Source organism: Amycolatopsis endophytica (assembly GCF_013410405.1).
Taxonomy (GTDB): Bacteria; Actinomycetota; Actinomycetes; order Mycobacteriales; family Pseudonocardiaceae; genus Amycolatopsis_E; species Amycolatopsis_E endophytica.
Map to the genome: position 1 here is coordinate 822,346 of NZ_JACCFK010000001.1, position 11,466 is coordinate 833,811.

12 protein-coding genes are annotated in these 11,466 nt (G+C 69.9%); 5 read left to right on the plus strand and 7 right to left on the minus strand.

Annotation, left to right across the window (positions count from 1 at the left end; translation table 11 throughout):
* Position 1: 1 nt before the first annotated feature.
* The 3 genes from HNR02_RS03975 to HNR02_RS03985 are packed head-to-tail and all read right to left on the minus strand — an operon-like array spanning position 2 to position 1,661.
* Positions 2–859, minus strand: a complete 858-nt coding sequence (locus HNR02_RS03975; RefSeq protein WP_179771862.1) for a PHP domain-containing protein — start codon at positions 857–859, stop codon at positions 2–4.
* Between the two features lie 46 nt (positions 860–905).
* Positions 906–1,466, minus strand: coding sequence for a PH domain-containing protein (locus HNR02_RS03980; RefSeq protein WP_179771863.1), 561 nt, complete (start codon positions 1,464–1,466; stop codon positions 906–908).
* Positions 1,467–1,487: 21 nt separating this feature from the next.
* Positions 1,488–1,661, minus strand: coding sequence for a hypothetical protein (locus tag HNR02_RS03985; RefSeq protein WP_179771864.1), 174 nt, complete (start codon positions 1,659–1,661; stop codon positions 1,488–1,490).
* Positions 1,662–1,824: 163 nt separating this feature from the next.
* Between HNR02_RS03985 and HNR02_RS03990 the strand changes: the two genes are divergently transcribed.
* Positions 1,825–2,226, plus strand: a complete 402-nt coding sequence (locus tag HNR02_RS03990) for an NUDIX hydrolase (RefSeq protein WP_179771865.1) — start codon at positions 1,825–1,827, stop codon at positions 2,224–2,226.
* 33 nt (positions 2,227–2,259) lie between these two features.
* Here HNR02_RS03990 and HNR02_RS03995 read toward each other — a convergent pair whose 3' ends face one another.
* The 3 genes from HNR02_RS03995 to HNR02_RS04005 are packed head-to-tail and all read right to left on the minus strand — an operon-like array spanning position 2,260 to position 5,503.
* Complete coding sequence (locus HNR02_RS03995) at positions 2,260–3,846, minus strand: acyl--CoA ligase family protein (protein WP_179771866.1); 1,587 nt, start codon at positions 3,844–3,846, stop codon at positions 2,260–2,262.
* A 40-nt stretch (positions 3,847–3,886) separates the two neighbouring features.
* Positions 3,887–4,990 carry a DUF2332 domain-containing protein gene (locus HNR02_RS04000; protein ID WP_179771867.1) on the minus strand — a complete coding sequence of 368 codons (1,104 nt, stop codon included), beginning with the start codon at positions 4,988–4,990 and terminating at the stop codon, positions 3,887–3,889.
* Between the two features lie 9 nt (positions 4,991–4,999).
* Positions 5,000–5,503 (minus strand): MaoC family dehydratase, encoded by a 504-nt coding sequence (locus HNR02_RS04005; RefSeq protein WP_179771868.1) that lies wholly within the window; start codon positions 5,501–5,503, stop codon positions 5,000–5,002.
* A 320-nt stretch (positions 5,504–5,823) separates the two neighbouring features.
* Between HNR02_RS04005 and HNR02_RS04010 the strand changes: the two genes are divergently transcribed.
* The 3 genes from HNR02_RS04010 to HNR02_RS04020 all read left to right on the plus strand — a co-directional run bounded on the left by HNR02_RS04010 (position 5,824) and on the right by HNR02_RS04020 (position 8,591).
* Entirely contained in the window at positions 5,824–6,909 is a 1,086-nt protein-coding gene (locus HNR02_RS04010; protein ID WP_179771869.1) for a magnesium and cobalt transport protein CorA, read from the plus strand.
* Positions 6,910–7,080: 171 nt separating this feature from the next.
* Positions 7,081–7,749, plus strand: coding sequence for a metallophosphoesterase family protein (locus HNR02_RS04015; protein WP_179771870.1), 669 nt, complete (start codon positions 7,081–7,083; stop codon positions 7,747–7,749).
* Positions 7,746–8,591 (plus strand): chromosome partitioning protein ParB, encoded by an 846-nt coding sequence (locus HNR02_RS04020; RefSeq protein ID WP_179771871.1) that lies wholly within the window; start codon positions 7,746–7,748, stop codon positions 8,589–8,591. The genes HNR02_RS04015 and HNR02_RS04020 overlap by 4 nt, the downstream gene beginning before the upstream one ends.
* 21 nt (positions 8,592–8,612) lie before the next feature.
* On the opposite strand, the gene HNR02_RS04025 is transcribed toward HNR02_RS04020, so the two are convergent.
* The gene (locus tag HNR02_RS04025) at positions 8,613–10,115 is read right to left on the minus strand and encodes an MFS transporter (RefSeq protein ID WP_179771872.1); all 1,503 of its coding nucleotides are present in this window, start codon (positions 10,113–10,115) and stop codon (positions 8,613–8,615) included.
* A gap of 97 nt (positions 10,116–10,212) precedes the next feature.
* On the opposite strand from HNR02_RS04025, the gene HNR02_RS04030 reads away from it, so the two are divergent.
* Positions 10,213–10,884 (plus strand): TetR/AcrR family transcriptional regulator, encoded by a 672-nt coding sequence (locus HNR02_RS04030; protein WP_376772815.1) that lies wholly within the window; start codon positions 10,213–10,215, stop codon positions 10,882–10,884.
* Positions 10,885–11,466: the final 582 nt, after the last annotated feature.

Here is an 11,466-nt window from a genome sequence, read left to right on the forward strand (position 1 = left end):
GTCAGCCCACCGCGATCTGGGCGCCGGACGCCTTCTCGATGAGCGCCTCGAACTGCTCGGGATCGGTGTTCTCGGCGCCGATCGGGATCGTCTTGTTGGTGCCGTGGTAGTCGCTCGACCCCGTCTTCACCAGGCCCAGGCCGTCGGCCAGTTCGCGCAGCTCGGCGCGGGTCGCCTCGTCGTGGTTCGGGTGGTCGACCTCGAGCCCGGTCAGCCCGATGTCCGCCAGCTCGACGATGGCCTCCGGTGACACGATCCGCCCGCGGCTGCGGGCGAACGGGTGCGCGAACACCGTCACCCCGCCCGCCTCGGCGATCATCTCGATCGCGGTCTCCACGGGCGTGTCCTGCCGCGGCAGGTAGTAGCCGCGGCCGCTGCCCAGGTACTCGGCGAACGCCTCGTCCACGCTGGTCACCAGCCCGGCCCGCACGAGTGCCTGCGCGAGGTGCGGGCGGCCCGCGGGCGAATCCGGCCCGAGGGAGCCGAGCAGCTCGTCGGCGTCGATCGGCAGGCCGTCGGCGGCCATCCGCACCGCCATCGCGCGCAGCCGGGTGCGGCGCTCCTGCCGCAGCCGCGTCTGCTCCGCGACGATGGCCGGTGACGCCGGGTCGAACAGGTACGCGAGCAGGTGGATGCTGATGCCGAAACTGCTCACGCAGGACAGCTCGGCGCCGGGCACGAGGGTGAGGCCCGGTGGCAGCGCCGCGGTCGCCTCGGCCCAGCCTGCCGTGGTGTCGTGGTCGGTCAGCGCGACCACGTCGAGCCCGGCCGAGGCCGCGACGGCGACCAGCTCGGCCGGGGTGTCCGTGCCATCCGACACGGTGGAATGGGTGTGCAGGTCGATGCGCATCGGGTTCATTGTCGCCTACCCGGCCCGCACGCGGCGGACCAGGCACGACGACGTGTCAACCGACGATCTTCTTGCCGCGCGCGAGCCGCTGCGCCTTGATCATGGAGAAGCGCTCGCTCTGCTTGTGCTTGTCGCCGAAGACGAGCTCGGAGATCGTGTCGTAGAAGTCTTCCGGGGCAGGCAGGAACTCGATGCGGTTGAGCGCCTGGATCTGACCGGCCGACTCGACCACGACGGTGCCGTAGCCGAACATCCGGCCCCACGCCGAGCGCTCGTAGGTCAGGTCGGTGACCTTGGAGATCGGCATCATCGCGACCTTGGTGGTGATGACGCCGCTGGTGAGCACGAACCGTTTGTCGGTCACCACCAGCCGTTCGACCCACCATTCGATGACCTTGAACGCGTAGACGACGACCACGAGCAGCGCCGCGTACCAGAGGATGTTCTGCACGATCCACAGGGACGGCGGCAGCAGGTAGGACACCATCACGGCGATGGCGAGCAGCGCCGCCGACTCGAAGGTGTCCCAGGCGAGGTACGCCCAGTGCCTGCGGACCCGGACCACGCGCCGCTCGGTGTCGAGCAGGTACTCGTCGGGGTCCCGTGGGGCGAACATCAAGTCAGCCTATCCGGCCGCCTACGAAGTGAACACGTTGCTGACGAAGGTGATGACGGCTTCGGCCGACTCACGGAGGAAGTCGACGATGTTGCCGACCAGGTTGGCCGCGTTGCCCGGCTGGGCGATCACGAAGAACAGCACCAACGCGATACCCACGAGCCCGGCAATCTTCTTCGCGTTCACAACGATCAATCCCGTCTCTTACTCCGACATCGGACTGGCAAGCTCACCAGTAACGTTGTACCGCACTCCGCAGGGTTACGGGAGGTAAGTCCCGCGCTTGGGTCAGTGTCCGGCTGTGATCTACTCGGTTGGTTACTCTCCGCTCTCGGCGGTCCCGGGTTAGGCTGCCCTCATGAGCGCGAACGGTGCGGCTTCCGTGCGCTGCGTAGGCGGCATCTTGCACGATCAAGAAGGTCGGCTGCTGCTCGTCCGGCGCGCGAACGATCCCGGACGCGGACTGTGGTCGATCCCCGGCGGACGCGTGGAACCAGGCGAAACGGACAGCGCGGCGCTCGTGCGGGAGATGCGCGAGGAGACCGGGCTGCTCGTGCGGCCGGAAGCGCTGGTGGGCCATGTGGTCCGCGGCCGTTACGCCATTTACGACTACACCTGCACGATCGAGGGCGGCTCCCTGCGGGCCGGCGACGACGCCGCGGAAGCCCGCTGGATCGACTCGGCGGCCTTCGCGACCCTCGCCCTGACCGACGGCCTCGCCGACACCCTCCGCGACTGGAACCTGCTGCCCCGCCACTGAGAGCGCTTCCCCCATGTGGCATCGGGGAAGCCATCAGCCCTGGATGCGCGTCTGCGTCTCACCCCAGTCGCGGTCGCGGAGCTGGAACTTCTGGATCTTGCCGGTCGACGTCTTGGGCAGCGCGTCGACGAACTCGATGTGGTCGGGGACCTTGTAGCGGGCGATCTGCGAGCGCACGTGCTCGCGCAGCTCCTCCGCCGTCACGGACGCGCCCGGTCGCAGCACGACGTAGCCCTTCGGCCGCTCGCCCCACTTCTCGTCGGGCACGCCGACCACCGCGACCTCCGCGACCGCCTCGTGCGAGTCCAGCGCCGCCTCGACCTCGATCGTCGAGATGTTCTCGCCCCCGGAGACGATGATGTCCTTCGCCCGGTCGCGCAGCTGGATGTAGCCGTCCGGATGCCACACACCCAGATCGCCCGAGTGGAACCAGCCGCCGCGGAACGCGTGCGCGGTCGCCTCCGGGTCACCGAAGTAGCCGGACATCACGTTGTTCCCGCGCATCACGACCTCGCCCATCGTGACACCGTCGCGCGGCACGTCACGCATCTGCTCGTCGACCACCCGGATGCCGTCGGTGACGACCATGCCGACGCCCTGCCGCGCCATCAGCGTGCTCCGCTCGGCGATGTCGAGCTTCGTCCAGCCCTCCTGCGGCTCGCACACCGTGTACGGGCCGTACGTCTCGGTCAGCCCGTACACGTGCACCAGCCGCGCGCCCAGGTCGGTCATGCGGCGGATCACCGTCGGCGAAGGCGGCGCGCCCGCCGTCGTGACCACCACTTCGCGGCCCAGCGGATGCGCCCCGGAGTACCCGGCGATCGTGTTCAGCACCGTCGGTGCGCCGTTGAGGTGCGTGATGCCCTCGCTGTCCAGCAGGCGCCAGATCTCCGCCGCGTCGACCGCACGCAGGCACACGTGCGTTCCGCCGATCGCGGTGACCGCCCACGGGGTGCACCAGCCGTTGCAGTGGAACATCGGGAGTGTCCACAAATACCGGGACTCCGGCGAATGGTCCGAATGGATGATCTCGGCGAGTGAGTTCAGGTAGGCGCCACGATGGTGGTACTGCACGCCCTTCGGACGGCCCGTCGTCCCGGACGTGTAGTTGATCGAGATCGTGGAACGCTCGTCCTCGACCGTCCACGGCAGCGGCTCGTCGCTCCCCCGCGCCAGCAGCTCGTCGTAGGAAATCCCGCCGACGGCCGGGTCGGGCGACGCGCCGTCCACCACCGTCACCACGGACACCCCGTGGTCCGCGGGCACCGAGGAGTGCAACGCGGCGTCGACGACCAGCACCTTCGCCCCGGAGTGGTCGAGGATGTAGCGGATCTCGGCCGGCGCGAGACGCGTGTTGATCGCCACCAGCACCGCACCGGCCAGCGGCACCGCGAAGTGCGCGACCAGCATCTCCGGGATGTTCGGCAGTAGGTAGGCGACCCGGTCACCCGGCTCGACGCCGCTCGCGCGCAGCGCACGCGCCACGCGGGTCGCCTCGGCCGCGAACTCGCGGTAGCTCACGCGGCGCTCGCCGTGCACGATCGCGTCCTTGTCGGGGAAGACCTCGGCGGCGCGTTCCAGGAAGGCCAGCGGGGTGAGCGGGGTGAACCACGTGTCCATGGCCCACATCCTCACCGCACCGGGCCCTGCCGCACAACAGCTACGAGGCCAGCCAGGTCATCCGCGCGCCGTAACGCGTCGTCCGGGCCAGTGCGGTCGCCTCCCAGCCGTCGGCGGTCCGGCGCGCGAGACCGAGCGTCGTCAGCCCGTCACCGGAGAAGGCCAGGTCGTCCCGTCCCGGCAGCACCTCCCCGAGGCCGTGCTCGTACGTCTCGTCCATGACCCACCACAGTGGACGGGAAGCGCCGAGGACGGCCAGGCGGGACAGGAACTCCGCCCGGCCCTCGTCACCCACGTGGCCCAGCGTCCGGCTGGTGAGCACCACCAGCGGCGCGTCCGCGGGCAGCCGGGACAGCGCCTCGTCCAGGCCGCCGACCGCGTCCCCTTCGACGACCTCCGGCGGCGACTTCCGCTGCGCCAGCGCGGCCGCCCGCAGCAGCCGCACCCGGTCCGGCTGGTCGGCCCACACGCAGGCCTCCAGCCACGCCAGTTCATCCTCATCGGACAGATCCAGCGGCCGCGTGTCGAGACCGGCGCGCGCCACCACGGTCAGCTTCTTGGGCAGTTTCGGCAGCACCGCACCGGGAGCGAGATCCAGCGCGCAGTGCAACCCGACCGCCGCCTTCGCCGGGCCGGCGACCAGCTGCTCACCGCCGTCGCACTGGTAGCGGAAGGCGTACTTGTCCATCCCCAGCAGCAATCCGCCCGCGGCACCCACCTCGAGCAGCGCGATCTTGCCGCCCGCCTGCTTGGCCGCCATCGCGACCGCCGGGTACGCGCACGCGGCCCGCCGCACCTCGTTGTTCGCCAGCGACCGCGACGCGAGCATCCCGGCCGCGGCGTCGGCGTTGGCGAGCAGGAACTCGCGGAACACCGGCCACGTCTGGCCGTCGACGCCGTCGAATCCGCCCAGCGACGGGTAGTAGCGGGACAGCGGGTGGATCGGATCGGCCTGGATGAGCCGGTGCGCGACCGCGAACAACAGCGCCGGGCTCGCGCTGTCCGGGGCGGCGGCCAGCAGTCCGGCGACCTCGTCGTCCCCGGCGGCCTCCGACGCGAGGTGCTCGTAGAGCGGGGACTCACCCGACGCGCCCCCGGCGAACTCGTTCAGCTGCCGTTTGGCCTCGGCCAACCCGATCGTCACCCGGTCTCCTCACTCGTGCGGCACGGGGCGACCCGGTTGTTCGCCCCCGCGCACCTCACCGTAGCTCTGCTTGGGCACCAGAACCTTGCGCCGGAAGATGCACACGATCGTGCCGTCCTGCTTGTAACCGCGGGTTTCCACGTACACCACACCGCGGTCGTCCTTGGACTTCGACGGGGTCTTCTCCAGCACCTCGGTCTCACCGTAGATGGTGTCACCGTGGAAAGTCGGCTTGACGTGCCGCAGTGACTCGATCTCCAGGTTCGCGATCGCCTTGCCCGACACGTCCGGCACGGACATGCCCAGCAGCAGCGAGTAGATGTAGTTGCCCACCACCACGTTCTTGCCGAAGTCCGTGGTCTCGCCCGCGTAGTGGGCGTCCAGGTGCAGCGGATGGTGGTTCATGGTGAGCAGGCAGAACAGGTGGTCGTCGTATTCGGTGACCGTCTTGCCGGGCCAGTGCTTGTACACCGCACCCACCTCGAACTCCTCGAAGTACCTCCCGAACTGCACTGGTCGACCTCCCTGCGGGTAACGCCACACCGACCTGGAGCGACGTCAACTGATGTTGAGGAGTACCCTCGACCACTGGCGGCGGTGCGTCAACGCGACAGCCGCCACGTTGCCGGTCCGGCTGGAGGAGGTGAGGAACGCACGATGAGTAGTGGCGATAGTCCGCTCCCTAGTAAACCCAGCGTTTCCCTCCGCACGGCCGGATCCACTCCTCGCCGTTAGGCCTCATCTCGCCCTGGGAAGCGCTGGTCAGCGCCGGGCGGCCCACCACGTGCCCGTCCCGGCGGTCGTAGTACGCAGTGCGAAAGCCAGGAGATCCCATGCCTGCGATTCCCTCCCTCGGTGGCCTGCGCGGCCGCGGCAACGGCCGGTCGGCCCGTGTCGAGCCGCCGGTCCCGGCGCCGGTGTCCGCCTACATCGTCGACTGCGCCGTGTACGTCGACGGCGAGCGCCTGCCCGGGCGCTGGACGCACGCCGAGGCGATCAAGGAGGTCCGGCGCAGGCGGGACGGGTTCGTCTGGATCGGCCTGCACGAGCCCGACGAGCAGCAGATCCAGGGCATCGCGGACGTCTACGGCCTGCACGAGCTGGCGGTGGAGGACGCCGTCCAGGCGCACCAGCGGCCCAAGCTCGAACGCTACGACGACACGTTGTTCATGGTGCTCAAGACGGTCCGCTACGTCGAGCACGAGTCGCCGACCACGGCCAACGAGATCGTGGAGACCGGCGAGCTGATGGCGTTCCTCGGGCTGGACTTCATCATCACCGTCCGGCACGGCGCCCACTCCGGGCTCGCCCGCCTGCGGCGCGAACTCGACGAGGACGCGGAACGCCTGGCCGGCGGACCGGCCGCCGTGCTGCACGCCATCACCGACCTGATCGTCGACCAGTACCTCGACGTCACCTCGGCGATCGAGGAGGACATCGACGAGATGGAGGCGCGCGTGTTCGCACCCCGCTCGGCGGTCAGCGCGGAGCAGATCTACCTGATGAAACGCGAGGTGCTGGAGCTGCGCCGCGCGGTGCTGCCGCTGGTCACGCCGGTGCGGCGGCTGGCCGAGGGCTTCACCCGGCTGGTGCCCGACGTCGTCCGCTCCTACTTCCGCGACGTCGACGACCACCTGACCACCGTGTCGGAGCGGGTGGGCAACTTCGACGAGCTGCTGACCACGCTGGTCAACGCGACGGTCGCGAAGATCACGCTGCAGCAGAACACCGACATGCGCAAGATCACCGCCTGGGCGGCGATGATCACGGTGCCGACGATGATCGCCGGTATCGAGGGCATGAACTTCGACTACATGCCGGAACTGCGCTGGCAGTTCGGCTATCCGGCGGTCCTGATCCTCATCCTCGGGATCTGTCTCCTTCTCTACCGAATATTCCGGAAGAACAAGTGGCTCTGACCCATTCCTGAACTGTTCACCGGAAGGAGTTTCGCCATGACCAGACTGCTCACGAGCCTCAAGTTCTGGGCCCTCGCCATGGCAGTCGTGTGGATCGCGGTGGTGGCCGTCCTGATCGCGGGCCATCCGGAACTCGCGCAGTCGCACTGACGAGTCCCTATCGTTGGACCCATGCGTGCGCTGGTGGTCGCCGACGAGGTCGACGAAGCGCTGTGGGCCGGTCTCGGTCCCGGTTGCGACGTCGGCCTCGTGCTGGCCGCCGGCGACCTGCCCTTCGACTACCTGGAGTTCCTGACCGACGCGCTGGGTGGCGTGCCGTGCGTGTTCGTGCCCGGCAACCACGACCCCGACCTGTCCGGGTTCACCCGTCACGGCGGGCTGTCCCTGCGGGCCGGGTTCCCGCAGCACTGGCCCGGCCCGGCGGGCGGGATCGACGCCGACGGCCGGGTGGTCGACGTGTGCGGCCTGCGGATCGCCGGACTGGGCGGCTCCCTCCGCTACAGCGACGGCCCGAACCAGTGGACGCAGGCGCAGCAGGCCCGCCGGGCCCGGCGCCTGATGCGCCTCGCCGCACGTCGGCGGCGCCGGGACGGGCGCGGCGTCGACGTCCTGCTCACCCACGCGCCACCGCGCGGCGTCGGCGACCGCGAAGACCAGCCGCACCGCGGCTTCGACTGCCTGCACGCCACGGTCGAGCGGATGCGGCCGGACTGGTTGCTGCACGGCCACATCCACCCCTACGGCGAGCGCCCGCGCGAGCACCGGATGGGCGGCACACGCGTCCGGAACGTGGTGGGACGGCACGTCATCGAGTTCACCCCGCACGAGGTGCGCACATGAACGCACGCGACACGGGTTTCCCCCGCGCCGACGCCGAGCACGACTTCCTGCGCGCCCGGCGGCGGCAGGTGCTGGGCAGGCTCGCGAACTGGCTGCGCCGGGAACCCGACGACGTCAACATCATGCTGCCGTTCGACGAGGTCGTGGAGGCACTCGGCTACGTCGGCGAGCGGCGGATCGGGATGCGCATGGTCCCGCTCGGATCGATCGTCGGCAGCGTCGACCGCAGCCGCGACTTCGATCGCCGCTTCCGGCCGACGTCGGGCCGGGTGCGGGAACGCTGGGAGCGGCTCGCGCTGGCCGCCCGCCGGGGCGAGCACATCCCGCCGATCGAGGTGTACCGGGTCGGTGACCTGCACTTCGTGATCGACGGGCACCACCGGGTGTCGGTGGCCTACGCTCTCGGCCTGGACGCCATCGAGGCCGCGGTGACCGAGGTGCAGACGAAGCTCAAGCCGAAGGGCATCCGCTACCGGGGCGACCTGATCGTCAAGGACTACCGGCGGCTGTTCCTCTCGCGGGTCCCGCTGACCGGGGAGGCCAGGGCGGCGATCGTGGTGGGCGATCCGTGGGACTACGCGCACCTCGGCGAACACGTCGAGGCGTGGGGTTTCCGGCTGATGCAGTCCGAGGGGAAGTTCCTCGACCGGGCCACGATCGCGCGGCGCTGGTACACCGAGGAATACCTGCCGGTGGTGGAGATGATGCGGCAGGCGGAGCTGGTCGGCGACCGCACCGAGGCCGAGGCCTACCTGTGGGTCGCGGGCGAACGCTACCGGCTGATCCGGCAGCACCGCTGGGACGACGAGGTCATCGAGCAGCTACGGGCCCGCCGGCACTGAGGTCCGGCGGGCCCGCGGCCGCTACGCGTGGACGACCGGCAAGTCCGTGTCGATCTCCTCGGGCACGCCGGGCTTGATCAGCGCGCCGCAGATGACCGCGCCGAGCAGGAAGATCCCCGCGGCCCAGGTGAACGCCGTGGTGTAGCTGTGGATCGCGGCGTCCACGGCCAGCTGCTCCGTCGGCGTCTTGCCGACCGTGAACGAGCTGGCGGCGTTGGCGGCCACCGAGCTGAGCAGCGCGGTGCCGATCGAGCCACCGATCTGCTGACCGGTGTTGACCGTCGCCGAGGCGACACCGGCGTCATGCGGGTCGACGCCCGAGATGGCGACGTTCATCGACGGCGCCATCGACAGGCCGATGCCGACGCCTGCCACCAGCAGCGGGAACAGCACACCACTGGTGTAGGTGCTGCTGGAGTCGATGCCGCTGAGCCAGAACAGGCCCGCGGCGGCGATCACCATGCCCGTGCCCACCAGGATCTTCGGCCCGATGCGCGGCAGCAGCACGCTCGTGGACAGCGTCGCGGCGATCATCAGCGTGCCGACCATCGGCAGGAACGCCAGCCCCGACGTGATCGGCGTGAACTGCAGGTTCTGCTGCATGTAGTAGGTCAGGAACAGGAAGATGCCGAACATCCCGATGCCCATCAGGAACACCGCGATGTACGCGCCACCCCGGTTGCGGTCGAGGACCACACGCAGCGGCAGCAGCGGGTGCGCGACCCGCATCTCGATCCGGACGAACACGCCCAGCAGCACGACGCCGGCGGTCAGGAAGCCCCACACCAGCGGCGACGACCAGTCGTGGGTTTCCGCGTTGGCAAACCCGTAGACCAGGGCGAACAGGCCGGCGGCCGAGGCGATCGTGCCCGGGATGTCCAGCTTCGGGCGGTCCTCCGACGGGCGGTGCCGCAGCAGGGACGAACCGCCGGCGAAGGCGATCACGGCGAAGATGATGTTGACGAACATGCACCAGCGCCAGTCGAGGTATTCGGTGAGCACGCCGCCGAGCAGCAGGCCGACCGCGGCGCCCCCGCCCGCGATCGCCCCGAAGATGCCGAACGCTCGGCCGCGTTCCTTGGGGTCGGTGAACGTCGTGGTCAGCAACGACAGCGCGGCCGGCGCGAGCAGCGCACCGAAGACACCCTGCGCCGCACGGGCGATGATCAGCATTTCGATGCCGTTCGCGGCGCCCCCGACCGCGGACGCGATGGCGAACCCGGCGAGCCCGATGAGGAAGGCGCGCTTGCGGCCGAACAGGTCGTTGACGCGTCCGCCGAGCAGCAGGAGACTGCCGAAGGCGAGCGCGTAGGCGGTGACGACCCACTGGCGGGCGTCACTGGAGAAGCCCAGCTCGTGCTGGGCGGTGGGCAGCGCGATGTTCACGATGGTCGCGTCGAGCACGACCATCAGCTGCGCCAGCCCGATCATCACCAGGATCAGCCAGCGCCGCGCGTGGTGCGGATCGGCCGTCGAGCCGGCTGGACTCCCCCCGGCGGGCTCGACGTAGGTGGTTTGCGTCATGAGTCCTCGCAGATTATGTGGAGTAGGGACCTCCCCTTTCGTCACCACCGTACCCAAAAACCGGAGGACTTACCTCCCGTTTGGTATACTGGGTTTCATGACGCGGGACACACTGCGCGCCGCATCGCCGCGGCCGCTGCGGCGCGACGCCGAACGGAACCGGTTGCGGATCCTGTCGGCGGCCAGGGACGTGTTCCGGGAGCGTGGCTTCGACGCGACCCTGGACGACGTGGCGCACGCGGCGGGGCTGGGCGTCGGCACGGTCTACCGGAGGTTCCCGAACAAGGAACACCTCATCGACGCGATGTTCGCGCGACGGCTGGAGGAGATCGAAGAGAACGTCCGCGTGGCGCTGGCCGATCCGGACCCGTGGGAGGGCTTCCGGAAGTTCGTGTGGGACGCGGTCGGGATGATGGCGGCCGACCGCGGGATGCGGGACACGTTGCTCAGCAACGCGTTCGGCCAGATCGAGGTGGCCCGGGTGAAGGACCGGATCATCCCGGTCCTCACGGAACTGGTGCAGCGCGCGAAGGACAGCGGGCAGCTGCGCGCGGACTTCGCCGAGACCGACTGTCCGGTGCTGTTCAAGATGGTCGCCTCGGTGGTGGAGTATTCGCACGAGGTGGCACCGGACCTGTGGCAGCGGTACCTGACCATGCTGCTGGACGGCCTGCGGGGTGATTGCGGGGCGAGGCAGCCGCTGCCGGTACCGCCGCTGGACCACGAAATGCTGGACTGCGCGATGAACGCGTGGCACGCGCGGCGCTGAGTCCGCTGCGCCGCACGGCGAGCACGGCGATGCCGGCGACGGCGACGGCTCCGCACGCGGCGAGGGTCGGCAGGTCGAGTTCGGGCGCCTCACCGAGTGCGGTCATGCCGAGCGCTGTCGCGACGACGGGGTTGGCGACCGTCTGACAGCCCACGACGACGTCCGGCGGGCCGCTGGCGTAGGCGTGCTGCACGAGCCACGCGGCGGTGGCGAACGCGAGTACCGCGCCGAGCAGCGAAAGCCACGGCAGGCCCGGCGCGTGGAGGACGTCTCTCGTGAGGACCGCGACGAGCCCGTAGCTCGCCCCGGCGGCGGCGGCGAGAGCGGCACTGCGTGCGATCTCCCGGGTGAGCATCGCGACGGCGAGCAGGGCGACGACGAGGACAGCCACGAGCCGCCCCGCCTCGACGACGGCGCCCGGTGGGATGGTCGTAGTGGCCGGGGAGCGAGCGGTGAGGGTCACGAAGACCGCCACGGCGAGCGCGACCGCGGCGACGGCGCCCTGCGTGACCCGGTCGCGAGGTCCGTTGAGGACGGTCAGGACGGGCAACGCCAGCACGACGACCGGTGCGACGACGGTGA